Source organism: Curtobacterium sp. MCSS17_011 (genome assembly GCF_003224275.1).
In the GTDB taxonomy this organism is placed as follows: domain Bacteria; phylum Actinomycetota; class Actinomycetes; order Actinomycetales; family Microbacteriaceae; genus Curtobacterium.
Genome location: NZ_QKLE01000009.1, coordinates 75,350 through 100,404, shown reverse-complemented (window position 1 = coordinate 100,404; position 25,055 = coordinate 75,350). Strand labels below are relative to the sequence as shown.

The window sequence follows — 25,055 nt, the reverse complement described above, 5'->3', positions numbered from 1 at the left end:
GACCATGAACGACACGCGCCCCGTCCCGCCCACAGCGGTGCGGGGCGCGTCCGCGTCGGGGACACGGCTGCAGGGCGTCGACGTGGCCCGTGCCCTCGCGCTGCTCGGCATGATGGCCGCCCACGTCGGCGGCATCGCGGAGCAGCTCGACTGGACCGACCCGGCGACGTGGTCCGCCGTCGCCCACGGCCGTCCGTCCACGCTCTTCGCGGTCCTCGCCGGTGTCTCGATCGGCCTGACGAGCGGCCGGGCGGACCCGCCCGGCCCGCCGACCATCGGGCGCATCCGCGCCCGGCTCGCCATCCGTGCCGTGGTGGTCGTCGTCACCGGGTTCGCCCTGATGGCGCTCGACACCCCTGTGTACGTGATCCTGCCGACGTACGGGGTGCTGTTCCTGCTGGTGGTCCCGGTGCTCCGGGTCCGACCGGCGGCGCTGCTCGGCATCGCCGCGCTCTGCGCGGTGCTGTCGCCGCTCGCCGCGCTGACGATCGCCCCGGCCTACGCGGACGCCGGCATGATCGGCGTCCAGCTCGGCCTGGTCTACCCCGTGGTCACCTTCCTGGCGTACGTCCTGGTGGGGCTCGCGGTCGCCCGGGCCGGCCTGGGCCCACACCGCCGGTTCCCGGACGACGCGCCAGCGGCGTACGGGCCGTGCCGGTGGGGAGAGGACCGTGGCGAGCAGGTCGTGCTCCTGGCGTCCGGCGCACTGGTCGCCGCCACCGCGTACGTCGCCGGGTCGGTCCTCGCCCCGCTGCCCGACGACGCGGCCCTGGCGTTCCCCGGGGTCCCGTACGCGGGCGAGGGTTCGACCCCTGGCCAGGCCCTCGCGCAGCTGTTCCTGTCCCCGCGTGACCACTCGTCGTCAGTCGTCGACGTGCTGGGGACGGCCGGGGTGGCGGTGGCGGTCATCGCGCTCTGCACGCTCGTGTTCGACGGTCGCGGCCGGACGGTCGAGCGGATCGCGTTCCCCCTGGCGGCCGTCGGATCGATGCCGCTGACGGTGTACTCGGGGCACCTCGTGGTCATCGCGATGCTGCCGACCTACCCCGAGTCGGCCGAGGCCTGGGGGTGGTTCGCCCTCGGCTCGGTGGTCTTCGCGATGCTGTGGCGGCGGTTCCTCGGCCGTGGCCCGCTCGAGCGGGTGGTCGGGGCCCTGGCGTCCCTCGTCCCGATGCGCTGAGCGCACCTGCCGGAGGCGAGTCGTGCCTCCTGATCGTCCGCTACTGCAGCGCCGCCGTCAGCCGCGCGACGTTGTCGAGCACCTGCGAACGCCGCGGCCGGTCCAGCCACGCGTCGAGCGTGAGCTCGAAGCTGTGCTCCTTGTAGGCGTCCTGCACCTCGCGCAGGGCGTCGACGAAGCGGTGACCGCGCACCATCACGGAGACCTCGAGGTTCAGACTGAACGAGCGCATGTCCATGTTGCTCGAGCCGATCACCGACACCTCGTCGTCGATCGTGAAGTGCTTGGCGTGCAGGATCGTCGGCGCGCGGTACAGCCAGATCTTCACGCCGGCCCGCAGCAGTTCCTCGTAGTACGAGCGCTGCGCGTGCCAGGTCATCGCGTGGTCGCCCATCTCACCGACGAACAGCTCCACGTCGACCCCGCGCTGCGCCGTCGTGGTGATGGCGTAGAGCATCGAGTCGTCCGGCACGAAGTACGGCGACGTGATCGAGACCTTCTGCTGCGCCGAGTAGAGCAGCGCGTTGAACAGGCGCAGGTTGTTCTCGCCGTCGAAGCCCGGGCCGGACGGCACCACCTGGCAGTCGAGCGCGTCGCCGCGGTCGGCCCGCTGGACGGGGTCGCTCTCGCGCAGCAGCAGCTCGTCGGTCTCGCTGTACCAGTCGGTGACGAACAGGGCGTTGAGCCCGGCGACGACCGGCCCCTCGAACCGGGCGAACAGGTCCTTGTAGACCATGCCCTTCTCGACGTGGGACTTGATGTCGTACGACGCGTCGATCAGGTTCTGCGAGCCGGTGAACGCGACCGAGCCGTCGATCACCATGATCTTCCGGTGGTTGCGGAGATCGGGGCGCTGGAACTTCCCCTGCAGCGGCAGGAGCGGCAGCATCAGGTGCCACTCGATGCCCGCCTGGTCCATGAACGCCAGGGTGTCCTTGTAGCCCGGGTAGCCGCGGCTCGCCCAGTGGTCGAGCAGGAACCGCACGGTGACACCACGGCCCTGCGCCCGCGCGAGCGCCTCGAAGAACGGGCGCGTGGTGTCGTCGAGCGTCGCGATGTAGAACTCGACGTGCACGAACCGTCGGGACTGGTCGATCGCGCGGGTCATCTCGGCGATGGACTCCTCGGAGTCGGGGTAGAGCTCCGCGGAGTTGCCGCCGACCAACGGCATCGCGCCGAGTTCGCGGTTCAGCCGCGTGACGCTCTCGAGCCACGCGGGCCACGGGTGGTCACGGCGGACCCGCTCGATGCCCTCGGTCTGCTCGAGGATGTACGCGTTGATCTCGGTCTGCTTCTCGCGACGGGCGCGCGGGAGCTTCGTCGACCCGATGAGCAGGAAGACGATGAAGCCGATGTAGGGGATGAGGAAGATCGCGAGCAGCCAGGCCGTCGCGGTCTGCGGCTTCCGGTTGATCGGGACGTAGATGATCGAGAAGACGCGGATCGCCAGGTCCAGCAGGACGAGCAGGACGGTGATGACGACGGTGAGCCAGTGCTCCACGGGGTGCCGGTGTCGGGTGTCGTTCGCAGGGGCCGCGGGTCAGCGGAAGTTGATGTACTGCAACGGGACGTCGAACTCTTCACCCTTGAGGAGCTGGATCGTGTTCTGCAGGTCGTCGCGGCTCTTCGACGAGACCCGGAGCTCGTCGCCCTGGATCTGGCTCTTGACCGACTTCGGGGCGTTGGCCCGCAGGAACGCGCCGATCTTCTTCGCCACGTCCTGCTCGATGCCGTTCTTGAACTTCACCTCGATGCGGTACTCCTTGCCCGAGGGGTACGGGTCGCCGGCGTCGAGGCTCTTCAGGCTGATGTTCCGCTTGATCGCCTTGCTCTGCAGCACGTCGAGGACCGCCTTGGCGCGCTCTTCCGAGTTCGCCTTGATGAGGACGTCCTCACCGCTGAACGCGACCGAGGCGTCGGCGCCCTTGAAGTCGTACCGCTGCTCGATCTCCTTGGCGGCCTGGTTGAGGGCGTTCTCCGCCTCCATCTTGTCGACCTTGCTGACCACGTCGAAGGAACTGTCTGCCATGCGGAACAGCCTAACGGCGGTGGGCCCCCGTCGCCGGTTCCCGGGCGACGCGCCAGCGGCGTCCGGGCCGTGCCGATGGGGAGGGAGGCCCGGTTCGGCTCCCGTGCGCGGGCCCTGGTGGGCGCGTGGTCGCGTCCAGGGCCGATGGTCACGACCACCGTCAGCCATCCGCTATGCTTTTGTGCGCGCCTTCGGTTGGTGATCACACCGGCTGGGTGCGCATGGCAAGTTACCCAAGCGGCCAAAGGGATCTGACTGTAAATCAGCCGGCGTAGCCTTCGGGGGTTCGAATCCCTCACTTGCCACACACCAGAACGGCCCCGTCCAGTGGACGGGGCCGTTGGTGCATCCGGGAGGATGGGCACATGCCTTCCGACCTCACCCCGTCCCAGTTCGCCGACCTCGCCGAGTCGATCGCCCGTGACGCAGCGGCGCTGGCCGCCCGCCGCCGCGCCGAGGGGGTCCAGGTCGCGGACCGGAAGTCGAGCATCGTCGACGTGGTCACGGCGGCCGACCGCGAGGTCGAGGCACTCATCCGCGCCCGCATCGCCGAGGCCCGCCCCGACGACGCCTTCCACGGCGAGGAGTCCGGATCCGCCTCCGGTGCCTCGGGCATCACCTGGGTGGTGGACCCGATCGACGGCACGGTCAACTACCTGTACGGCAGCGCCGAGTACGGCGTGAGCATCGGCGTCGTGCGCGGCGAACCCGACCCGATGACGTGGGAGCCGATCGCGGGCGTCGTCGTGGCGCCGGCGACGGGCACCGTCTTCCGAGCGGCGGTCGGACACGGTGCGACCCGCGACGGGGAGCCGTTGTCCGTCGCCGCGCCCGGTTCGCTCGCCGAGACGCTCATCGCGACCGGGTTCGGGTACACGGCCGACCGTCGCCGCGAGCAGGTCGCGGTGCTCGCCGGACTCATCGGCGAGGTGCGGGACATCCGCCGCGGGGGAGCGGCGTCGCTCGACTGCTGCGCCGTCGGGGCGGGAGTGGTCGACGCCTACTACGAGCGCGGGATCAACCCGTGGGACATGGCCGGCGGGGCCCTCGTCGCGCAGGAGGCCGGCGCGACGATCCGCATCTGGGAGGCCGGGGGGACCCGCTCCTTCCTGTTCGCGAGCCCGGCGGTCGTTGACGAGCTCGAGGCCCTGGTGCGCGGGCTCGAGACGGGTGCACTCGGAGCCGTGCAGGCCTGAGGACCCGCCCGGCCCCAGGTCTGGGGGTGCCGGGTGGGCGTGACCACGACTGGCGACGTGCGACGACGTTTGCTAGCGTGCTCAGGTCCCGTTATCTGCTCGTTACCATCGAGCGGGCCCCTTCCCCGATCAGGATCGCCACCGCACGCATGCCCCGTACTCCACTGTCGTCCGCTCCCACCGACGGTTCCGTCGACGCCGCCACCCCGGTCGTCCACCTGACCCGACGCGCTCGGATCGAGGCAGAACGAGCAGCGGCGAAGGGCGCGGTCGTGGTGCAGGAGCGACAGGGCTCGACGCGTCCGAGCTTCGACGACGTGATCGGCGCGGCCACCCCGGGAACCCCTGCGGCCCCCGTGTCGCCCGTCGACCTCGCACCGGCGTCGCCCGTGCGCCCGGCCTCCCGGGTCGTCACGCCGCCGGCCCCCACCTCGCCCGTCGTGCACGCCCAGCGGGTCGCTCCCGTTGCCTCCGCCGCCTCGGCGTCGCAGCCACGTCGCGTCGCGGGGCAGGTCCCCGCATCGCGCCGCCGCAGCAGCCGTCCGGCCACGAAGACCCCGGTCGACCGCGCGACCCGTCACATCCGGTCCACCGCCACCACGACCCCTGCATCGGCGCGGTCCCCGAAGCAGGGCGCGTCGTTCCGTCGTGCTGCATCCCGCGTGACCGCGGTCGGCGCACTGCTGTTCGCAGCAGGCCTCGTCGTCTCGACCTCACTGCCGGCCCAGGCGCTCTGGGTCCCGGCCTCCGGCTCGACGGCGGCCCGTGCCACCGTCGACGGTGCCACCCAGTCGATGCAGGTCGGCGCCTCGGCCGACGGGTCGACGGCCCGCGACCAGTACACGGTGTCCGATGCCACCCAGTACGCGAACGTCGACTCCTCGACCTTCACGAACGACCCGACCGGCACGATCCAGTGGCCGTTCCTGACCGGTGTCCCGATCACCTCGGGGTTCGGTGGACGCCAGGTCGCCGGGTGCTCGTTCTGCTCGACGAACCACATGGGCGTCGACTTCGCCCCGGGCGAGGGCACCCCGATCGGCGTCATCGCCGCAGGCACCGTCATCAAGGTGCAGGCGAACGACGGTGCCTTCGGCAACGACGTCTGGGTCGAGCACGACGTCGACGGCAAGCAGTTCGTCAGCGTCTACGGCCACATGCAGGACAACTCGTTCAAGGTCGTCACCGGCCAGCACGTCGAGGTCGGCGACGTCCTCGGTCTCGTCGGCAGCACGGGCAACTCCACGGGCCCGCACCTGCACCTCGAGGTGCACGTCGACGGGGTCCCGGTGGACCCGCTGGCGTGGCTCAAGGCCAACGCGAACTAGCGGGCCACGACGCGGCACGCCCGGGCGTCTCGTCCGGTTCCGGAGCAGCGTCAAGGGTCTGCTATCCTCGTGTGGTGCCGTTCGCGGCACATCGCCCCGATAGCTCAGTGGTAGAGCACCTCCATGGTAAGGAGGGGGTCGTCAGTTCAATCCTGACTCGGGGCTCCGACCCGGTGCGCGTGTCGCTCCGGATCTCTGGCGGGGTAGCTCAGTTGGTTAGAGCACACGACTCATAATCGTGGGGTCGCGGGTTCAAGTCCCGCCCTCGCTACACGCAAGGCCCTCTCGTCCAGGATCCCCTGGGTCAGGGGGCCTTCTCTGTTGCCGGCCCCGGTTCGATTGCTGGGGCCCACCCGCGGCGCGCTCACTCCGCCGACTGCACGTCGGCCGCGGCGTTCTCCTGCGCCGCGAACTGGGTCCGGTGCAGCTCCTCGTACCGGCCACCCGCGGCCAGCAGCTCGTCGTGCGTGCCCCGCTCCACGATCGCGCCGTCCTCCACCACGAGGATCAGGTCCGCGCTGCGGATGGTGGAGAGGCGGTGCGCGATCACCATCGCCGTCCGTCCCTCGAGTGCCTCGCCGAGCGCCGCCTGCACGGCGGCCTCGGACGTCGAGTCGAGCGCCGCCGTCGCCTCGTCGAGGATGACGACGCGCGGCTGGGCGAGCAGGAGCCGGGCGATGGTCATCCGCTGGCGCTCGCCGCCGGACAACCGGTACCCGCGCTCTCCCACCATGGTGTCCAGCTGGTCGGGGAGGGACCGGATGAGCGGCTCCAGACGCGCGCGGCGGACGGCGTCCCACACCTCGTCGTCGGACGCCTCAGGCCGGGCGAACCGCAGGTTGGAGCGGATGGTCTCGTGGAACAGGTGGCCGTCCTGCGTCACCATGCCGAGGGTGTGCCGCATCGAGGCGAAGGTGACGTCGCGGACGTCCGTCCCGGCCAGGCGAACCGAGCCGCCGTCGACGTCGTACAGGCGCGAGAGCAGCTGCGCGACCGTGGACTTGCCGGCACCGGACGAGCCGACGAGGGCGACGGTCTGCCCCGGCTCGATCCGGAAGGACAGACCGTGCAGCACCTCCTCGCCGCCGCGGGTGTCGAGCGTCGCGACCTCCTCGAGTGAGGCGAGGGACACCTTGTCGGCGGACGGGTAGGCGAACCGGACGTCGTCGAACTCGACGGAGACGGGGCCATCGGCGATGGTGACCGCGTCCGGCTGCTCCTGGATGAGCGGTTCGAGGTCCAGCACCTCGAAGACGCGCTCGAAGCTGACCACCGCGCTCATGATCTCCACCCGTGCGTTCGCGAGGCTGGTCAGCGGCGCGTACAGCCGGGTGAGCAGGAGCGCCAGGGTGACGACCTCGCCGGTGTCCAAACGGCCGGCGAGGGCGAGGAAGCCGCCGAGCCCGTACACCAGCGCGAGGGCGAGCGCGGAGACGAGCATGAGCGCGGTGAAGAAGACGAACTGCAGCATGGCGGTCCGGACCCCGATGTCGCGGACACGGGCAGCGCGGACGCGGAACTCCTCCGCTTCTTCGTCGGGCCGGCCGAACAGCTTGACGAGGGTGGCTCCGGGCGCCGAGAAACGCTCGGTCATCTGCGTGCTCATCGCGGAGTTGTGGTCGGCGGCCTCGCGGCGCAGCGCGGCGAGACGGCTGCCCATCCGGCGCGCGGGGACCAGGAAGAGCGGGAGCATCACCACGGCGAGGACCGTCACGAGCCACGAGGTGCTGAGCATGACGATCAGGGTGAGGACCAGTGCCACGAGGTTCGTGACCACGCCGGACAGCGTGCCGCTGAAGGCCTGCTGGGCACCGATCACGTCGTTGTTCAGGCGGCTCACGAGCGCGCCGGTCCGCGTGCGGGTGAAGAACGCGATGGGCATCTTCTGCACGTGGTCGAAGACGGCGGTGCGGAGATCCAGGATCACGCCCTCACCGATCCGTGCCGAGTACCAGCGCGTCGTCAGTGACACGGCGGCGTCGGCCACGGCCACGAGGGCGATGACCACGGCGAGCCGGACGATCGTGGCGACCTCGCCGCGGGCGACGATGACGTCGACCACCTGCCCGGCGAGGACCGGCGTCGCGACCGCGAGGAAGGCGCCGACGACGGAGAGGCCGATGAAGACCAGCAGCTTCGCCCGGTACGGCACCGCGAACGTCAGGATCCGCCGGACGGTCGCGCGGGAGAACCCGTGCTTGCCGCCCTGCGCGGACGAGATCTTGTACAGCGAGCTCCAGGCAGCGCTCTCCATGCTCATGGCGGTTCCTTTCCCGGGCCCCGCGCCCAACCTAGATGGCCGACCGGGTCCTCGGTGACCGATCGTGGCGCGGTCCGCCGCGCGGCGAACCGCCGGAGCGCGTCGGTCCGCGCTACCGGGTGCGGTGTGAGCCGGTGTCCGTCCGCGTCGCGAGGACCCCGGCCGCGCGGAACGCGTCCTCGACGGCGGCGGTGACCTGCTGCCAGGCGGCCCGACGCCGGTTCGCTCCGATGCTGCCGCCGGACACGGCCGTGCCGTGCCCCGCCTGACGGACCGTGATCGTGGTGGTGGCGCCGTCCACGATGGTCGACAGCTCGTACCGGCGGTACTCCCGGCCTGGCTGCACGAGCGCGCCGAGCAGGATGGTGAGCATCCGGTTGCCCGCCGTCGCGGTCATCGTGCCACCGGTCGACTCGACGTGGTGGCCGGTGCGACGCAGCGCGGCGGCGGCGACCTCCATGGCGGTGCACCGGTCGCCCGTGTGCACGGCGAACTCCGTCGTGGTGTCCATCGGCCCTCCCCGTCCCGAACGCGTGCCCTCGGCACGCACCGATTCCCCCAACCGGTCTCAGACAGTCTAACTGATGCGTTCTCATGGATGACGGTTCGGGCGGCCGGCCCGGGACCGGCCTCGGTAGACTGCCGTGGTGTCAGTGAACCCCGAGCTCGTCGGCAGGACGTTCCCGCCGGCCCAGCCCTACCTGGTCGGCCGCGAGAAGGTGCGCGAGTTCTCGCGTGCGGTGTTCGCGACCAACCCCGTCCACCACGATCCGGGTGCGGCGCGTGCCGCCGGGTACGCCGACGTGGTCGCACCCCCGACGTTCGCGGTCGTCGTGCAGGAAGCCACGCTCGCGCAGCTCCTGAACGAGCCCGACGCCGGCATCGACTTCTCCCGCGTCGTCCACGGCGAACAGTCCTTCACCTACGACCGGCCGATCGTCGCCGGTGACGAGCTCACCGCGACCCTGACGGTCACCAGCGTGAAGACCCTGGGCGGCAACGCCATGGTCACCGCCCAGAGCACCATGAACGACGCCGAGGGGGAGCACGTCGTCACGGCGACCTCCACTCTCGTGGTCCGAGGAGACGACGCATGACCGCCGCACCCGCCACCGTGCTCGAGGTCGGCACCGTCGTCGCCGAGCGTGCCGTGCACATCACGCGTGACTCGCTCGTCCGGTACGCCGGTGCCTCGGGCGACTTCAACCCGATCCACTACCGCGACGACGTCGCGGCCTCGGTCGGCCTGCCCGGTGTCCTCGCCCACGGCATGCTCACGATGGGCATCGCCGTGCAGCCGGTCGCCGAGTGGCTCGGCGACAGCGGCTGGGTCGCGGGGTACGGCGTCCGCTTCACGCGTCCCGTCGTCGTCGACCCGGAGCAGGGCGCCACGGTCGGCATCGTCGCGAAGGTCGGCACCGTCGACGAGGACGGCCGGCCGAAGCGCATCGACCTCACCGTGACCGCCGCCGGGCAGACCGTGCTCGGCAAGGCGCAGGTCACGGTGGTGTTCCGCTGACCGCGTCCGAGCCGGTGCTGGCCGACCTGACGACGCTCCGCGTCGGCGGACCCGCCACCCGGCTGCTCACGGCCACGACGACCGACGAGCTCGTCGCCCACGCGCTCGACGCCTTCGACGACCACGAGTGGCTCGTCCTCGGCGGCGGCAGCAACCTGCTGGTCGCCGACCAGGGCTTCGACGGCACCGTCGTGCTGGTCCGGACGACGGGTGTCGACGCCGACCGCGACGCCGACGGCGTCACCGTCCGCGTCGCCGCGGGGGAGCTGTGGGACCCGTTCGTCGCCACCACCGTCGCGAACGGCTGGACCGGCCTGGAGGCCCTCAGCGGCATCCCGGGCACGGTCGGTGCGTCCCCGGTGCAGAACATCGGCGCCTACGGGGTCGAACTCGCCGACGTGCTCACCCGCGTCGAGTTCCTCGATGCGGCCACGGGGGAGCGCGCGTGGGTCCCCGCAGCCGAGCTGGCGCTCGGCTACCGCACGTCGACCCTCAAGCACGGTCGGCGCGGTGTCGTCCTGACGGTCGAGTTCCGGCTCGGGCTCGCGGGGGAGCACGGCGTGCCGGTGCGGTACGCGCAGCTCGCCGGTTCGCTCGGGGTCGAGCTCGGAGCGCTCGTGCCGCCCGCGACCGTCCGCGACGAGGTCATGCGGCTGCGCGGCTCGAAGGGCATGGTGCTCGACGGGGACGACCACGACACCTGGAGCGCCGGGTCGTTCTTCACGAACCCGATCGTCTCGCCGGCGTTCGCCGAGACCCTGCCCGCCGATGCTCCTCGCTGGCCCGCGGGCGAGGACGTCAAGCTCAGCGCTGCGTGGCTCATCGAGCACGCCGGAGTCCACCGCCGCTACGCGGTGCCGGGCTCCCGCGCGGCGATCTCGTCGAAGCACACCCTCGCGCTGACGAACCGCGGCGGAGCCACTGCTGCGCAGGTGGCCGAGCTCGCACGGTTCGTGCAGGTGACCGTCCTGAACCGGTTCGGTGTCTCGCTCGTCCCGGAGCCCGTCGTGGTGGGGGACCTGCTCGGCTGATCGTCTGCGACGGGACGGGCGAGCACGACGCACCACGGGCCTCCCGGCACGCAGAACGGGCCACCTCGGCGAGGTGGCCCGTTCTGCGGATCTGAAGGGGCTACGCGAAGAACTTCGCCAGCCTGGCGACGCCCTCGGCGATGTCGTCGTCGCCCAGCGCGTACGACAGGCGCAGGTAGCCGGAGGGGCCGAAGGCCTCACCCGGCACGACCGCGACCTCGGCGTGCTCGAGGATCAGGTCGGCCAGCTCGAGCGTGGTCGTCGGGGTGGTGCCGGCCCACTCGCGACCGAGCAGTGCGGTGACGTCGGGGTAGACGTAGAAGGCACCCTGCGGGGTCGGCGTACGGAAGCCCGGGATCGCGTTGAGGCCGTCCACGATGGCCTTCCGTCGGCGGTCGAAGGCATCGCGCATGGCGGCGACGGGCTCCTGCGGACCGGTCAGGGCGGCGATCGCGGCGCGCTGCGACACGTTCGAGACGTTCGACGACAGGTGCGACTGCAGGTTCGACGCGGCCTTGACGGCGTCGGCCGGGCCGATGAACCACCCGACGCGCCAGCCGGTCATCGCGTAGGTCTTCGCGACGCCGTTCACCAGGATCGTGGTGTCGGCGAGGGCAGGGACCTCCGCCAGGATGCCGGCGAAGCGGACCCCGTCGTACACGAGGTCCTGGTAGATCTCGTCGCTGATCACCCAGATGCCGTGCTCGAGCGCCCACTCGCCGATGGCCCGGGTCTGCTCGGCGGAGTACACGGCGCCCGTGGGGTTCGACGGCGAGCAGAACAGCAGCGCCTTCGTCTTCGGGGTGCGGGCGGCCTCGAGCTGCTCGACCGTCACCAGGTAGTCCTGGTCGCTGCCGGCGAAGACCTCGATCGGCTCGCCGCCGGCCAGCCGGATGGCCTCGGGGTAGGTGGTCCAGTACGGCGCGGGCAGCAGGACCTCGTCACCGGCGTCGACGATGGTCTGGAACGCCTGGTAGACCGCCTGCTTGCCACCGTTCGTGACGATGACCTGCGACGGCTCGACGGTGACGCCGGACACCCGGGCGGTCTTGTCGGCGATGGCCTGCTTGAGTTCGGGCAGGCCGGTCGCGGGCGTGTAGCGGTGGTTCTTCGGGTCCTGCGCGGCAGCGACGGCCGCGTCGACCACGTGCTGCGGGGTCGCGAAGTCGGGCTCGCCGGCGGCGAACGAGATCACCGGACGCCCGGCGGCCTTGAGCGCCTTGGCCTTCGCGTCGACCTTGAGCGTCGCGGACTCGGCGATGGCCGCGATGCGGGACGCGATGCGCGGACGATCAGCCGGCGCGGTGGCGAGGGTGTCGACGGACACGTGGGCGGTGGACTCGGGGCCTGGGGCTGCGGTGCTCACGGGGCCCAGCCTACCGGCGCGGCACGCCGTGGAAGGGGCCAAGTGGACACCGTGTGACGGACTCCCGTAGACTCGTCCACCGGAACGCGGATCGGTGACGAACCGTGTTGCGAAGGGCGGTGGCTCAATTGGTAGAGCAGCGGTCTCCAAAACCGCAGGTTGCAGGTTCGAGTCCTGTCCGCCCTGCAACTCTGGAAGGGTAGAAGTTGGCGAGCAAAGACATGGAGACGACGGCGGACGACGTCGTCGCCAAGGCGAAGCAGGACCGGGCCGAGCGCCGAGGACCCATCGCTGCCATCGTGCTCTTCATCCGCCAGGTGATCGGCGAACTGCGCAAGGTCGTGACGCCGACCCGCAAGGAACTCTTCAGCTACACGGGCGTCGTGCTCGTGTTCGTCGTCGTCATGATGATCCTGGTGTCGATCCTCGACTTCGTGTTCGGTCTCGGCGTCGGGTACGTCTTCGGCAACGGGCCCACGGCCTGACCCCGACGTCGACTGCCGTGTGCGGTCGTTTTCGAGGAGTACGGTCGCCCGAGACGGCGTCGATCGTGACGGCGTCGCTCGTGACCATGAACGAACGCCACCCCGACCCGAACCACCGAACGGAAAGAATCGACTGTGTCTGACAACTCCCGCGATGACATCGACCTCGCGACGGCTGCCGAGCAGTCCTCCGAGGTCGAGGAGAACCAGGAAGGCGACGTCGAGACCGGCGAAGGACGCTCCGTCGAGTCCGCTGAAGAGCGTGCGATCTCGATCGAGGGCGACGACGACGAGTCCCTCGGCCTCAGCTCCGAGCCCGACGACGGCACCGTCGACGCCGGCCTCGACGAGGCACTGACGGCCCTGCAGGAAGCCCGCGACCCCGAGGCCGACGCCGTCGTCGACGACGCGCTCGAGATCGACTCCGCCGACGAAGCCGAGGCCGCTGTCGAGGCCGTCGAGGACGAGGAAGAAGTCGAGCTCGAGTCCGAGACCGCCGCCGAGGCGAACGAGACGCTCGCCGCCGACGAGGCACTCGACGCCGAGGACGAGGACGACGAGCCCGCCGAGGTCGACCCGTACGAGGCCTTCAAGGCCGAGCTGCGGATGAAGCCCGGCAAGTGGTACGTCATCCACTCCTACGCGGGCTTCGAGCGCCGCGTGAAGTCGAACATCGAGAACCGCATGGTCTCGATGTCGATGGAGGACTACATCTACCAGGTCGAGGTCCCGATGGAGGACGTCGTCGAGATCAAGAACGGGCAGCGCAAGCTGGTCACCCGCGTCCGGATCCCCTCGTACGTGCTCGTCCGCATGGACCTCAACGAGGACTCGTGGTCCGTCGTCCGGCACACCCCGGGTGTCACCGGCTTCGTCGGCAACGCGCACAACCCGACGCCGCTCCGTTTCGACGAGGCGTTCGGCATGCTCAAGTCCCTCGTGCAGGTCGCCGAGGCCGCCCCGACCAAGGGCGGCGCGAAGGGCAGCGGCCTGCAGGCACAGCCCGCAGCCGAGGTCGACTTCGAGATCGGCGAGACGATCACCATCAAGGAAGGCTCGTTCGCGGGCCTGCCGGGTTCGATCTCCGAGATCAAGCCGGAGAGCGGCAAGCTCACCGTCCTCGTCTCGCTGTTCGAGCGCGAGACCCCGGTCGAGCTCAGCTTCGACCAGGTCACCAAGCTCTAGCGACCACCCAGCTGTAGCGGTCACCGAGATCGACTACACTGAACGGGTTTGGGCCCGCGCGCCTCGTGCGAGCGGGCCTTCACCGCTGTCCGGAACGGCCGGACCAGCGGGAGAGTGCACGGATCCCCGTGTGTTCGATTCCAGGAGGAAGACAAGTCATGGCACCGAAGAAGAAGGTCACGGGCCTGATCAAGCTGCAGATCAACGCGGGAGCCGCCAACCCGGCCCCCCCGATCGGTCCGGCGCTCGGTCAGCACGGCGTGAACATCATGGAGTTCTGCAAGGCGTACAACGCGGCGACCGAGTCGCAGCGTGGCAACGTCGTGCCGGTCGAGATCACCGTCTACGAGGACCGTTCGTTCACGTTCGTCCTGAAGACCCCGCCGGCCGCCGAGCTCATCAAGAAGGCTGCTGGAGTGCAGAAGGGGTCCTCGACCCCGCACACGGTCAAGGTCGCGAAGATCTCGATGGACCAGGTCCGTCAGATCGCCGAGACCAAGCAGGCCGACCTGAACGCCAACGACATCGAGCAGGCCGCGAAGATCATCGCCGGCACCGCACGCTCGATGGGCATCACGGTCGAGGCCTAAGCACCGATCGGGCTCCGGCCCACCACCAGACACCTTTCCGTGGGAGAGCCTCGCCGGCTCGCCAACCACGTATCTCGCAAGGAGACCACCATGGCGAAGAAGTCCAAGGCCTACCAGGCCGCGGCCGCGAAGATCGAGGCCGACAAGTTCTACACCCCGACCGAGGCCGTCGCCCTGGCCAAGGAGACCGGTTCCTCGAAGACCGACTCCACGGTCGAGGTCGCGCTGAAGCTCGGCGTGGACCCCCGCAAGGCCGACCAGATGGTCCGCGGCACGGTCATCCTGCCGCACGGCACGGGCAAGACCGCCCGCGTCATCGTGTTCGCCACGGGCGCCGCTGCTGAGGCCGCGATCGCCGCCGGTGCCGACGAGGTCGGTGGCGACGAGCTCATCGCGAAGGTCGCCGAGGGCTACACCTCGTTCGACTCTGCTGTCTCGACCCCGGAGCTCATGGGCAAGGTCGGTCGTCTCGGCAAGGTGCTCGGCCCGCGTGGCCTCATGCCCAACCCGAAGACCGGCACCGTGACCCCGAACGTGGCGCAGGCCGTCAACGACATCAAGGGCGGCAAGATCGAGTTCCGCGTCGACAAGCACGCCAACGTGCACTTCGTCGTCGGCAAGGCCTCGTTCACGCCGGAGCAGCTCGACGAGAACATCTCGACCGCGCTCGAGGAGATCAACCGCCTCAAGCCGTCGTCCTCGAAGGGCCGTTACGTCATGAAGGGCGCCGTCTCGACGACCTTCGGCCCCGGCATCCCGCTGGACGTCAACAGCATCTGAGTCGACTGACTCGAGGAAGGGCCCGCACCGGCAACGGTGCGGGCCCTTCCTGCACGACGCCGCCGTGTCCCGATACCGTGGTGCCGTGCGCACCCTCGTGAACTCGCTCCGACTGATCGCCGTCATCGCCATCGTCGTCGCGGTCGTGGCGCAGTGGCTCGAGAGCGCGCAGACCCCGACCTACTCGTTCTGGAACTTCTTCGGCTACTTCACCATCCAGTCGAACCTGGTCATCGCCGTGGCCCTCGCGGTGACGCTCGTGGCCGCAGCCCGTCGCAAGCGGGCGGACCTCGCCGTCTCGGTGTTCCGTGGCGCCGCGACGGTGTACATCGCGACGACCGGCATCGTCTACAACACCCTGCTCACGGGGGCGAACGTGTCGGCCTCGGTGCCGTGGTCGAACGACATCGTGCACAAGATCATCCCGGTGTACGCGGTGCTCGACTGGTTGCTGTTCTCCGACCGGGCACGACTGCTGCTCCGGCACGTGTGGTGGTTCCTGCTCTACCCGGCCGTCTGGACCACCGTGGTGCTCGTCCGCGGCGCGACCGACGGATGGGTGCCGTACCCGTTCCTCGATCCGGCGCAGGGCTACGGCGTCGTCGCGATCTACGTGGTCGGGATCGCGGTCTCGATCACCCTGCTCGGCATCCTCGTCGTGGGGATGAGTCGGCTGCGTCTGGTGAAGGTCTAGCTGGTGGCGGTCCAACAGACGGTCTAGGAGCGGAAGCCACGCAGCTTGTCGAGCACCAGGTCGGCGAGCTGCACCAGCCCGCGGATCTGATCGTCGTCGCGGTCGACCCAGCGGCACTCGGGTTCGTCGGCGACCGGCACGAACCCGTCGTGCCGTTCCCAGACGAACAGGGTGCGGTCGGCGCCCAGCACGTACTGCTGCCACCAGATCTGCCGCAGGTAGTGCCGGGGGATGCTCCGCCAGGCCTTGCCGGTGGTCTTGATCTCGGCGAGCACCACGCGGGACGACTCGTCGACCCCGACGCCGTCCGGGGTGGCGAGGTGGGCGCGGTTCGCAGCGGCGTGGAACAGGTGCGCCGAGGGCTGGATGCCGTGGGTGGCGGCCACCCAGGCAGCGATGACCGGTTCGCGGTCCTTGCCGTGCTCGGTGAACGCGTTGCCGGAGAACCGGGAGCCGTAGCGCTTCTCGGTGACGACGGCCTCGACGGCGCGCAGCGAGGCGAGCCGGGCGACGTCGGTGGCGGTGATGCCCATTGCTCGGGCACGGAGCCAGGCGACGCGGTCCGAGGAGTGCGCGACGATGCGCTCGGTGTGGCCGCGCAGGGCGGTGAACGCATCACGCGCAGCCGGGACCGGCGTACCGGGGGCGGGATGCGCCTCCAGACCGGGGTCCAGGTCGCCCCACAGGGTGGGCTGCACGATCGTCACCCGACGATTGTCCCCCCGACCACCGGCAAGACCGAAACCGACGCGCTCACGCGATCGGTGGGTGTGCGTCAGGAGACGAGTTCGCGCCCCTCGGCGAAGGCGACCAGTTCGTCGACTCCGGCGGGTGAGAGGGCGTAGCCGATGGCGAGGGCCGCGGCGCCCTGCAGCGCGGCGAGGGACCCCGCGCGGGACTGCACGATGACGAGGTGCTCACTGGCCAGGGGCATCGAGCGGGAGTACACGACCTCGCGGACGCCGGCGAGCAGGTGCTCACCGGCCTGCGTGATCGATCCGCCGAGTGCGATGACGGACGGGTTGATGAGCGAGATGCAGGTCGCCAGGACCTCGCCGATGTCCCGACCGGCCTGTCGGACTGCGTAGATCGCGTCGAGGTCCGACCGGTTCACCAGGTCGATCACGTCCGCACCGGTGTGCACGTCGTGCCCCTTCGCGCGGAGTGCGCGGGCGATGGCCGGGCCGGAGGCCACGGCCTCCAGGCAACCGGTGTTGCCGCAGTGGCAGGGGACGTCGCCGGCGCGGGAGACCCGCACGTGGCCGATGTCACCGGCGGTGCCCTGGGCGCCGCGCTGGAGCCGTCCCTCGGAGACGATGCCGGACCCGATGCCGGTCGCGACCTTCACGAACAGCAGGTGGTCGACGTCCGGCCAGCCGTGCTCCCGCTCACCGAGGGCCGCGATGTTCACGTCGTTGTCGAGCAGCACGTGTGCGGCGATGTGCTGCCGGAGCCACGAGGGCACGTCGAAGCCGTCCCAGCCGGGCATGATCGGCGGGTTGGCCGGGCGGCCGGTGGAGAACTCGACGGGCCCGGGGACACCGATCCCGATCGCGATGACGTCCTGGCGGCTGCGCCCCACCTCGGCGAGCAGGTCGTCGATGGTCTCGACGAGCCAGGACAGCGTCGGCACGGGACCGGCCGCGATGTCGATCCGGGCGTCGCGGGTCGCGAGCGGTGCAGCGACCAGGTCGGTGACCGCGACGCGACCGTGCGAGGCGCCGAGGTCGGCGGCGATCACGAGCCGGGCGCGGGGCTTCAGCGCCACCTGGGCGGGCGGACGGCCGCCGGTGGAGACGGCGGTGTCCACGGCGCCGACCAGCCCGATGTCGATCAGGGAGTCGAGGCGCACGCCGATGGTGGAGCGTGCGAGTCCTGTCAGTGCGGCGAGCTCGGCCCTGGTGCGCGGCACGCCGTCGCGGAGGATCTGGAAGAGCTCGCTCGTCCCGACCGGAGGCGACGCTGCCGTCCGGTTCAAGTCGACCATGTGGGGAGTGAAGCACACATCGTTCGCGCCACGCAATGAAGTCCGTCGACATTCCTCGGACTTCTGCTTGACCGCCGACAAAAGTGCTCGTAGTGTGACGATCGGTCAGTGACGACCGCACCATCTCGACGAGGAGAACCCCTGGTGACCCAACCGCTCTCGGTCCAGCTCTACACGGTCCGCGATGCCCTCAGTGCTGATCTGCCCGGCACCCTGCAGCGCATCGCCGACATCGGCTACACGAACGTCGAGGCCTTCGGCTTCGTCGACGAGGCCGACGAACTCGCCGCCGCCCTCCGCGACGCCGGCCTCGCCGCCCCGAGCGGCCACGCCCGTCTGCTGGACGCCGGTGAGCAGGACCTCGAGCGCATCTTCCACGCCTCCACGACCCTCGGCTTCGGGACCCTCATCGACCCGCACATCGACGAGTCCCGCTGGACCACCCGCGAGGACGTCGAGGCGATCGCCCGCGAACTCAGCGCCCTCGCCCCCCGCGCCGCCGACCACGGCCTGGTGCTCGGTTACCACAACCACGCGTTCGAGTTCTCGAACCGCATCGACGGCGTCAGCGCGTACGAGGTCTTCGCCGACGCCCTGTCCGACGACGTCGTGCTCGAGCTCGACACCTACTGGGTGCAGGTCGGCGGGGACGACCCGGTCGCGGTCATCGGCAAGTACGGCGACAAGGTCCAGTTCCTGCACGTCAAGGACGGCGACGGCTCGCACGACGACAAGCAGCAGGTCGCCGTCGGCAACGGCGTCATGCCGATCCGCGACATCATCGCCGCCGCGCCCGACGCACTGCACGTCGTCGAGCTCGACGACCACGAGGGTGACGTCTTCCAGGCCGTCGCCGACTCCTACACGTTCCTCGAGGGGGCCCGCGCATGACCGACACCACGACCGCCGCTGCAACGGCAACCGACAGCACCACCCGCACCGGCCCCGTCGGCGTCGGCGTCATCGGCGCCGGGGTCATCTCGGACCAGTACCTGTCGAACCTCACCGTCTTCCCTGACGTGACGGTCCGCTTCATCGCCGACATCGACCTGCCGCGCGCCGCGGCCCAGGCCGAGAAGTGGGGCGTCCCCGGATCGGGCACCGTCGAGGAGCTCCTGGCCGACGACGACATCGAGATCGTCGTGAACCTGACGATCCCGGCCGCCCACGTCGAGGTCGCGCTGCAGGCCCTGGCCGCCGGCAAGCACGTCTGGGGCGAGAAGCCCTACGCCCTCGACCGTGCCAGCGCCGCGGAGCTCCGCGACGCCGCGGCCGCCGCGGGCAAGACCGTCAGCGTCGCCCCGGACACGTTCCTCGGCGCCGGCCTGCAGACCGCGCTCCGCACCATCCGCGAGGGCCGCATCGGCACGCCGCTCAACGGACTGACGCTCTTCCAGAGCCCCGGCCCCGAGTCGTGGCACCCGAGCCCGGAGTTCCTCTTCGCGTTCGGTGCCGGTCCGCTGTTCGACATCGGCCCGTACTACATCACCACCCTGGTGCAGACGTTCGGACCGGTGAAGAAGGTCACGGCGACCGCGTCGAAGTCCCGCGCGACCCGCACCATCGGTTCCGGCCCGAAGGCCGGAACCGAGTTCCCGGTCGACGTCCCGACGAACCACTCCGCGCTGATCGAGTTCGAGAACGGCGGGAGCGCGCAGAGCGTCTTCTCGTTCGAGTCCGACCGGGGCCGCACCGGCTTCGTCGAGATCGCGGGGGAGACCGGCACCGTCGTGTTCCCCGACCCGAACAACTTCGACGGCGACACCGAGCTGTACGCCCTCGGTTCCGATGAGCCCGAGACGATCCCCGCGGTCGGCTCCACCTACTCGCGCGGCACCGGCGTGGTCGACCTGGCCCGCTCGCTGCGGGCAGGCGACGAGAACCGCGTCCCCGGTGCGCTCGCCTTCCACGTCCTCGACGTGATGGTCTCCATCGCCGAGGCGGCAGAACGTGGCGAGGCGGTGCTCGTCGAGAGCACCGTGTCGCCCTCCCCGACCCTCCCCGAGGGCTGGGACCCCGCGGAACGCACCCTGGCCTGACCGCCAGGGCGCTGCCCGCAACCCACAGCAGCACCCGACCAGCACCATCCGCAGCACCAGCTCCATCCCTGCTCCATCCCTGCACCATCTCAACGACGAGAAAGTAGAGAGTCATGCGCACTGCCATCCGCGCACTGGCCATCACCGCGGCCGCCGCACTCACCGTGTCCGGCCTCGCAGCCTGCTCCTCCGGATCGTCCGGCGACTCCGGCGACTCCAAGACGCTCACGTACTGGGCGTCCAACCAGGGCACGTCCCTGCAGAACGACAAGGAGGTGCTGACCCCCGTCCTCAAGAAGTTCACCAAGGAGACCGGGATCAAGGTCGACCTCCAGGTCATCGGCTGGAACGACCTGCAGAACAAGATCCAGACCGCCGTCACCTCGGGCCAGGGCCCGGACGTCGTCAACATCGGCAACACCTGGGCGACCTCGCTCCAGGCCACCGGCGCCTTCCAGGAGTTCGGTGACGCCGAGATGAAGGCGATCGGCGGCGAGGACAAGTTCGGCAAGGTCGCACTGTCCACCGGTGGCGCGCCCGACAAGACGGTCACGAGCGTCCCGCTCTACGGGCTCGCCTACGGCCTGTACTACAACAAGAAGATGCTGTCGGACGCCGGCATCACCCCGCCCACCACGTGGGAGGAGATGGTCTCCGACGCCGAGAAGCTGACCAAGGGCGACACCTACGGCTTCAGCCTCGCGGGCGGTTCGTACACCGAGAACTCGCACTTCGCGTTCATCAACTCGGCGCAGAACGGTGGCGAGTGGTTCGACGCGGACGGCAAGCCGACCTTCACGTCGAAGGCCAACGTCGACGGCATCAAGCGCTACCTCGACCTGATGCAGGACTCGAAGGTCGCCAACCCGTCGAACGCGCAGTACGACAACGCGACGCAGTCCACCACGGACTTCGCGAAGAAGAAGGCCGCGTTCATCCTCAACCAGAACAACGCGAACGCGACCATCGAGTCCCTCGGCATGAAGTCGGACGAGTACGGCGTCGTGGCGCTGCCGGCTCCCGAGGGCGGCGAGCAGATCGCCAGCTTCCCGGCCGGCATCAACCTGTCGATCTTCAAGAACACGAAGAACAAGGACGGCGCGCTCAAGTTCGTCAAGTACATGACGAGCATGGACACGCAGACGACGCTGGACAAGCCGTACTCGGCCCTGCCGGTGCTCGCCGAGGCTGCTGACTCCGTCACGGACGAGCAGACGAAGACGTTCCTCGACATCTACAACAACAAGGCGAAGCCGCTCCCGCTGGTGCCCGCCGAGGACCAGTTCGAGTCCACGGTCGGCAAGGCGATGAACGACATGTTCGCCAAGATCGCGACCGGCTCCAAGGTCTCCGAGGCCGACATCAAGTCGGCACTGCAGACCGCCCAGGACCAGGTGTCCCAGGCCGCCGGTTGATCCACCCTGGAGGCCCGGGTCGCGTCCGCCGGACGCGCCCGGGCCTCCGCCCCTGACGCTCCAGAGCCGACCGATCGTCGGCCGTGAGGCTCACGCCCCACGCACCCCGCGCCTCCCGGCTGCCACCGCACGCGCGGACCGCACCTGCACGCCCCTCCTGCCGAAAGGCCCCACCAGATGTCCACGACGGTCCTGCCCGACTCGGAGCGCATCGACCTGACGCACACGAAGGCCCCGACGATGTCGGGCCGTCCGCCAGGTCGCAAGCGCAAGACCCACTGGCTGCCCTACGCGCTCGTCGCGCCGGCCATCCTGTTCGAGCTGCTCATCCACATCGTCCCGATGCTCACCGGCATCTGGATCTCGTTCATCCAGCTCACCAAGTACTTCATCGCGAACTGGGGTGCCGCGCCCTTTGCGGGGTTCCGGAACTACCAGGTCGTCGTCGACTTCGACCAGGCGATCGGTCGCGGGGTCCTCAACTCGTTCCTCATCACGTGTGCCTTCACGGTCCTCGTGGTCGGGCTCTCCTGGACCTTCGGCATGGCCGCAGCCGTCGCGCTGCAGAAGCCGTTCGCCGGACGCGGGCTCTTCCGCACCCTGTTCCTCGTGCCCTACGCGCTGCCGATGTACGCCGGCGTGATCACCTGGAAGTTCATGTTCCAGCGTGACTCCGGAGCCCTGAACCACCTGCTGGTCGACCAACTCGGTCTGTTCGGTGGGGACGCCCCGTTCTGGCTCATCGGGAACAACGCCTTCGTCGCCGTCGTCGTCGTGGCGATCTGGAAGACCTGGCCGTTCGCGTTCCTGATGCTCATGGCCGGTCTGCAGTCGGTGCCGAACGACGTGTACGAGGCCGCCTCGGTCGACGGAGCCAAGCCGTTCCGCCAATGGCGCTCGATCACGCTGCCGATGGTCCGCCCGGTCAACGTGACGCTCGTGCTCGTGATGTTCCTGTGGACGTTCAACGACTTCAACACGCCGTTCGTGCTGTTCGGCTCGACCGCCCAGCCGCCCGCCGCGGACCTGCTGAGCTTCCACATCTACAACGCGTCGTTCATCACCTGGAACTTCGGCTCCGGTGCCGCGATGAGCGTCCTGCTCCTGCTCTTCCTGCTCGTCGTCACCGGCATCTACCTCGCCGTGACCAACCGGAGGTCCGTCCGTGCGTGAGACAACTGGCGCCAAGTCCTTCAAGATCATCACCCTGGTCGTCCTGACGCTGTTCACGGTCGTGCCGCTCTACGTGATGATCACCACGGCCATCAAGCCCCTCGGCGACGTGCAGGACAACTTCACGTGGATCCCGTCGAGGATCACCTTCCAGCCGTTCATCGACATGTGGTCGACGGTGCCGCTCGGTCGGTACTTCATCAACTCGCTCGTGGTCTGCACGGTGGCGACGGTGTTCTCGCTGATCATCGCGACGTTCGCCGCCTACGGTGTCTCGCGCTGGAACTTCAAGGGCAAGAGCACCTTCACCACCGCGGTGCTCTCCACGCAGATGTTCCCCGGCGTGCTGTTCCTGCTGCCGCTGTTCCTGATCTTCACGAACCTCGGCAACACCCTGGGCATCCAGCTCGTCGGGTCGTGGCTCGGCCTGATCATCACGTACCTGACCTTCACGCTCCCGTTCTCGATCTGGATGCTGGCCGGGTACTTCGAGACCATCCCGCGCGAACTCGACGAGGCCGCGATGGTCGACGGCTCTGGCCCGATGGGTGCCCTGTTCCGGGTCATCCTGCCGTCGGCCCGTCCGGGGCTGGTGGCGGTCGGGATCTACTCGTTCATGACGGCCTGGGGTGAGGTCCTCTTCGCCTCGGTCATGACGAACGGCCTCGGTTCGACCCTGGCGGTCGGTCTGCAGCAGTACTCCACGCAGACCAACGTGTACTGGAACCAGGTCATGGCGGCGTCGCTCGTCGTGTCGATCCCGGTCGTGGCCGCGTTCCTCGTGGTCCAGCGCCAGTTCGTGGCCGGCCTGACCGCGGGTGCCGTGAAGTAGGCCCCCTCCGCAAGACACCGGTGTTCGCGCTCGACACCCCCGCATGACGCGGTGCGGAGCGCGAACACCGGTGTTTTGCCGTCTCTCACCCGACCGACCGACCGACCGCCCGACCGACAGGATGGAACCATGAGCGAGACCCGAGGGCGGCAGCTGCTGCCCGGACAGACCAGCCGCGTGCACGTGTTCGACGTCGAGGCCCGCACCTCGCGGCTCGTGTTCGAGTCGGCCACGGTGCTCGTCGAGGCGCCGAACGTCCTGGACGCCGAGACCCTGGTGCTCAACGGCGACGGCGACCTCTGGCTGCTGCGGCTGCCGTCGGCCGACAGCGGCACCGTCCTCGACGAGACCGCGCTCGTGCCGGTGCCGATGGACGGCGTCGACGAGATCAACAACGACCACGTGCTCGACCCGTCCGGCACCTCGATCGTGGTGAGCGCCCGCGACGGCGAGCTGTACCGGGTCCCGCTGCCCGAGGGCGGCCCCGCGACCCGGATCACCGACGTCACAGCGGCCCTGCCCACCAAGCGGAAGTTCTACCTGCACGGCATCGCCCCCGACGGCAGCGCCCTCGCCGCGATCGTGGGGGAGCTGTCCGAGGACGGCGTCTGGACCACCGACGTCGCGATGGTCGACCCGGAGACAGGCGAGCCGACGTTCGTCACGCGGGACGAGCACCCCGACGACGGCTGCACGATCAGTCCGGCCGGCGGGATCCTGCTCTGGAACACCGAGCGGTTCACCCCCGGCACCGCGCAGCTGGCCGTGCGCTGGCCCGGTCACGACAGCCCCGTCCGCCTGACGAACGACGACCGGGTGAACTGGTTCCCGCACCTGTCGCCGGACGGCTCCCATCTGCTGTACCTGTCGTACGAGCCCGGCGTGCAGGGCCACCCGGCGGACCACCGCGTCGAGCTCCGGCTGCTGCCCGGTTCACTCGTCCGAGGTGCCCGGATAGCGGTCCAGCCGGAGACCCTGGTGGCCCTCGACGGCGGGCAGGGGACGGTCAACGTGCCGCCGTGGGCTCCGGACTCGGCGTGGTTCGCGTACTGCGACTACCCGGTGGCGGGGTAGCGGGAGCGGCACCGGCGGCGGGATCGGTAGCGAGCTCACGCGTTGAGCGACAGTCCACGCGCCGCCGGACGCGTGGACTGTCGCTCAGCGCGAAACGCGGGCTGACGCCCCGCCCCGCGCCCCCACTAGACCTCGCGGACCTGCCCCTGCTTGATGTGCAGGCGCCGCTCGGCGCGCTTCGCGACCCACGAGTCGTGCGTGACGATGACGACGGTCAGCCCGCGCTCCCGCCACTGCTTCTCGATGAGCGCCATGATCTCGTCGCGGGTCGACTCGTCGAGCGCACCGGTCGGCTCGTCGGCGAGCAGCACGCTCGGGTTCTTCACCAGCGCCCGCGCGATCGCCACGCGCTGCTGCTGTCCGCCGGACAGCTCGGCCGGCAGGTGCTCCATCCGCTCGCCCAGTCCGACCTCGCGCAGCGCGGCGACCGCACGCTCGCGGACCTCATTCCGGGACCGGTTCGCGAGCGACCCCGCGAACGCCGTCTCGACGTTCTCGAGCGCGGTCAGCGTCGGGATCAGGTTGAAGCTCTGGAACACGAAGCCGATCTCGGTCGCCCGCAGGTCGGTCAGCGCGCGGTCGCCGAGCTTCGCCACGTCGCGGTCGCCACCGAGGTGGATCGAGCCCGCACTCGGCCGGTCGAGTGCTCCGAGCATCTGCAGCAGCGTCGACTTCCCGCCGCCGGTCGGCCCCTGGACGGCCACGAGTTGCCCCTGCGGAATCGTCAGGTGGACGTTCGTCAGGGCAGTGACGGTCCGGTTCTTCTGCTGGTAGGTCTTGCTGACGTTCGTCAGCCGGTACATCGGACTGGAGGCGCGGCTCGCCTCCGCCTCGCCGGTCACGGTGTCGGTGCTGGTCACGGTTGCTCCTGTCGTCGGTTCGGTCGTGTCGG

General features: G+C 69.8%; 25 protein-coding genes and 4 tRNA genes. 21 read left to right on the top strand and 8 right to left on the bottom strand.

Features of this window, described 5'->3' with window-relative positions; genetic code table 11:
- The first annotated feature begins 4 nt into the window (after positions 1–4).
- Complete coding sequence (locus tag DEJ17_RS08780) at positions 5–1,180, top strand: heparan-alpha-glucosaminide N-acetyltransferase domain-containing protein (RefSeq protein ID WP_110893074.1); 1,176 nt, start codon at positions 5–7, stop codon at positions 1,178–1,180.
- A 40-nt stretch (positions 1,181–1,220) separates the two neighbouring features.
- Here DEJ17_RS08780 and cls read toward each other — a convergent pair whose 3' ends face one another.
- Positions 1,221–2,681, bottom strand: coding sequence for a cardiolipin synthase (cls, locus tag DEJ17_RS08775; RefSeq protein WP_110893072.1), 1,461 nt, complete (start codon positions 2,679–2,681; stop codon positions 1,221–1,223).
- A 39-nt stretch (positions 2,682–2,720) separates the two neighbouring features.
- Complete coding sequence (locus tag DEJ17_RS08770) at positions 2,721–3,209, bottom strand: YajQ family cyclic di-GMP-binding protein (RefSeq protein WP_110893071.1); 489 nt, start codon at positions 3,207–3,209, stop codon at positions 2,721–2,723.
- A 223-nt stretch (positions 3,210–3,432) separates the two neighbouring features.
- Here DEJ17_RS08770 and DEJ17_RS08765 point away from each other — a divergent pair.
- From DEJ17_RS08765 to DEJ17_RS08745, 5 genes are all read left to right on the top strand, one after another.
- A tRNA-Tyr gene (locus DEJ17_RS08765) sits at positions 3,433–3,514 on the top strand.
- 60 nt (positions 3,515–3,574) lie between these two features.
- Positions 3,575–4,405 (top strand): inositol monophosphatase family protein, encoded by an 831-nt coding sequence (locus DEJ17_RS08760; RefSeq protein WP_110893069.1) that lies wholly within the window; start codon positions 3,575–3,577, stop codon positions 4,403–4,405.
- Positions 4,406–4,554: 149 nt separating this feature from the next.
- Positions 4,555–5,733 (top strand): M23 family metallopeptidase, encoded by a 1,179-nt coding sequence (locus DEJ17_RS08755; RefSeq protein ID WP_110893067.1) that lies wholly within the window; start codon positions 4,555–4,557, stop codon positions 5,731–5,733.
- A 93-nt stretch (positions 5,734–5,826) separates the two neighbouring features.
- Positions 5,827–5,898: transfer RNA gene (locus DEJ17_RS08750), tRNA-Thr, on the top strand.
- A gap of 32 nt (positions 5,899–5,930) precedes the next feature.
- Positions 5,931–6,004, top strand: a tRNA-Met gene (locus DEJ17_RS08745).
- Positions 6,005–6,097: 93 nt separating this feature from the next.
- Here DEJ17_RS08745 and DEJ17_RS08740 read toward each other — a convergent pair.
- Together DEJ17_RS08740 and DEJ17_RS08735 are read right to left on the bottom strand one after the other, a co-directional pair.
- Positions 6,098–7,993: an ABC transporter ATP-binding protein gene (locus DEJ17_RS08740; RefSeq protein ID WP_110893065.1), complete on the bottom strand. Its 1,896-nt coding sequence runs from the start codon at positions 7,991–7,993 to the stop codon at positions 6,098–6,100.
- A gap of 112 nt (positions 7,994–8,105) precedes the next feature.
- Entirely contained in the window at positions 8,106–8,504 is a 399-nt protein-coding gene (locus DEJ17_RS08735) for a hypothetical protein (protein WP_110893063.1), read from the bottom strand.
- Between the two features lie 136 nt (positions 8,505–8,640).
- Between DEJ17_RS08735 and DEJ17_RS08730 the strand changes: the two genes are divergently transcribed.
- The 3 genes from DEJ17_RS08730 to DEJ17_RS08720 are packed head-to-tail and all read left to right on the top strand — an operon-like array spanning position 8,641 to position 10,543.
- Complete coding sequence (locus DEJ17_RS08730) at positions 8,641–9,090, top strand: MaoC family dehydratase N-terminal domain-containing protein (RefSeq protein ID WP_083404408.1); 450 nt, start codon at positions 8,641–8,643, stop codon at positions 9,088–9,090.
- Entirely contained in the window at positions 9,087–9,512 is a 426-nt protein-coding gene (locus tag DEJ17_RS08725; protein WP_110893061.1) for a MaoC/PaaZ C-terminal domain-containing protein, read from the top strand. Before DEJ17_RS08730 ends, DEJ17_RS08725 begins: the two co-directional genes overlap by 4 nt.
- A gap of 14 nt (positions 9,513–9,526) precedes the next feature.
- The gene (locus DEJ17_RS08720; RefSeq protein WP_258366730.1) at positions 9,527–10,543 is read left to right on the top strand and encodes a UDP-N-acetylmuramate dehydrogenase; all 1,017 of its coding nucleotides are present in this window, start codon (positions 9,527–9,529) and stop codon (positions 10,541–10,543) included.
- Positions 10,544–10,643: 100 nt separating this feature from the next.
- On the opposite strand, the gene DEJ17_RS08715 is transcribed toward DEJ17_RS08720, so the two are convergent.
- The gene (locus DEJ17_RS08715; protein WP_110893059.1) at positions 10,644–11,870 is read right to left on the bottom strand and encodes a pyridoxal phosphate-dependent aminotransferase; all 1,227 of its coding nucleotides are present in this window, start codon (positions 11,868–11,870) and stop codon (positions 10,644–10,646) included.
- A gap of 152 nt (positions 11,871–12,022) precedes the next feature.
- On the opposite strand from DEJ17_RS08715, the gene DEJ17_RS08710 reads away from it, so the two are divergent.
- From DEJ17_RS08710 to DEJ17_RS08685, 6 genes are all read left to right on the top strand, one after another.
- Positions 12,023–12,095 (top strand) — tRNA-Trp (locus DEJ17_RS08710).
- Between the two features lie 35 nt (positions 12,096–12,130).
- The gene (gene secE, locus DEJ17_RS08705) at positions 12,131–12,394 is read left to right on the top strand and encodes a preprotein translocase subunit SecE (RefSeq protein ID WP_371830607.1); all 264 of its coding nucleotides are present in this window, start codon (positions 12,131–12,133) and stop codon (positions 12,392–12,394) included.
- 135 nt (positions 12,395–12,529) lie between these two features.
- Positions 12,530–13,579, top strand: coding sequence for a transcription termination/antitermination protein NusG (gene nusG, locus DEJ17_RS08700; RefSeq protein ID WP_110861538.1), 1,050 nt, complete (start codon positions 12,530–12,532; stop codon positions 13,577–13,579).
- 158 nt (positions 13,580–13,737) lie between these two features.
- Positions 13,738–14,169, top strand: a complete 432-nt coding sequence (gene rplK / locus DEJ17_RS08695; RefSeq protein WP_017888638.1) for a 50S ribosomal protein L11 — start codon at positions 13,738–13,740, stop codon at positions 14,167–14,169.
- Positions 14,170–14,259: 90 nt separating this feature from the next.
- The gene (gene rplA, locus DEJ17_RS08690) at positions 14,260–14,949 is read left to right on the top strand and encodes a 50S ribosomal protein L1 (RefSeq protein ID WP_017888639.1); all 690 of its coding nucleotides are present in this window, start codon (positions 14,260–14,262) and stop codon (positions 14,947–14,949) included.
- An 85-nt stretch (positions 14,950–15,034) separates the two neighbouring features.
- Positions 15,035–15,643, top strand: a complete 609-nt coding sequence (locus DEJ17_RS08685) for a Pr6Pr family membrane protein (protein ID WP_110893057.1) — start codon at positions 15,035–15,037, stop codon at positions 15,641–15,643.
- Between the two features lie 23 nt (positions 15,644–15,666).
- On the opposite strand, the gene DEJ17_RS08680 is transcribed toward DEJ17_RS08685, so the two are convergent.
- Positions 15,667–16,350: a YqaJ viral recombinase family protein gene (locus DEJ17_RS08680; RefSeq protein ID WP_071406321.1), complete on the bottom strand. Its 684-nt coding sequence runs from the start codon at positions 16,348–16,350 to the stop codon at positions 15,667–15,669.
- Between the two features lie 68 nt (positions 16,351–16,418).
- Positions 16,419–17,630 (bottom strand): ROK family protein, encoded by a 1,212-nt coding sequence (locus DEJ17_RS08675; RefSeq protein WP_110893055.1) that lies wholly within the window; start codon positions 17,628–17,630, stop codon positions 16,419–16,421.
- A 144-nt stretch (positions 17,631–17,774) separates the two neighbouring features.
- On the opposite strand from DEJ17_RS08675, the gene DEJ17_RS08670 reads away from it, so the two are divergent.
- From DEJ17_RS08670 to DEJ17_RS08645, 6 genes are all read left to right on the top strand, one after another.
- Positions 17,775–18,521 carry a sugar phosphate isomerase/epimerase gene (locus tag DEJ17_RS08670; RefSeq protein ID WP_110893053.1) on the top strand — a complete coding sequence of 249 codons (747 nt, stop codon included), beginning with the start codon at positions 17,775–17,777 and terminating at the stop codon, positions 18,519–18,521.
- A complete protein-coding gene (locus DEJ17_RS08665) occupies positions 18,518–19,669 on the top strand; it encodes a Gfo/Idh/MocA family protein (RefSeq protein ID WP_110893051.1) in 1,152 nt (383 codons plus the stop codon). Before DEJ17_RS08670 ends, DEJ17_RS08665 begins: the two co-directional genes overlap by 4 nt.
- 113 nt (positions 19,670–19,782) lie before the next feature.
- Complete coding sequence (locus tag DEJ17_RS08660; protein ID WP_110893049.1) at positions 19,783–21,084, top strand: sugar ABC transporter substrate-binding protein; 1,302 nt, start codon at positions 19,783–19,785, stop codon at positions 21,082–21,084.
- Positions 21,085–21,261: 177 nt separating this feature from the next.
- Positions 21,262–22,257: a carbohydrate ABC transporter permease gene (locus DEJ17_RS08655; protein ID WP_110893048.1), complete on the top strand. Its 996-nt coding sequence runs from the start codon at positions 21,262–21,264 to the stop codon at positions 22,255–22,257.
- A complete protein-coding gene (locus DEJ17_RS08650) occupies positions 22,250–23,089 on the top strand; it encodes a carbohydrate ABC transporter permease (protein WP_017888647.1) in 840 nt (279 codons plus the stop codon). Before DEJ17_RS08655 ends, DEJ17_RS08650 begins: the two co-directional genes overlap by 8 nt.
- A 129-nt stretch (positions 23,090–23,218) precedes the next feature.
- Positions 23,219–24,163: a biopolymer transporter Tol gene (locus tag DEJ17_RS08645; protein WP_110893046.1), complete on the top strand. Its 945-nt coding sequence runs from the start codon at positions 23,219–23,221 to the stop codon at positions 24,161–24,163.
- Between the two features lie 125 nt (positions 24,164–24,288).
- Here the strand turns inward: DEJ17_RS08645 and DEJ17_RS08640 are convergent, their stop codons facing one another.
- Positions 24,289–24,966: an ABC transporter ATP-binding protein gene (locus DEJ17_RS08640; protein ID WP_110893111.1), complete on the bottom strand. Its 678-nt coding sequence runs from the start codon at positions 24,964–24,966 to the stop codon at positions 24,289–24,291.
- Positions 24,967–25,055 lie beyond the last annotated feature (89 nt).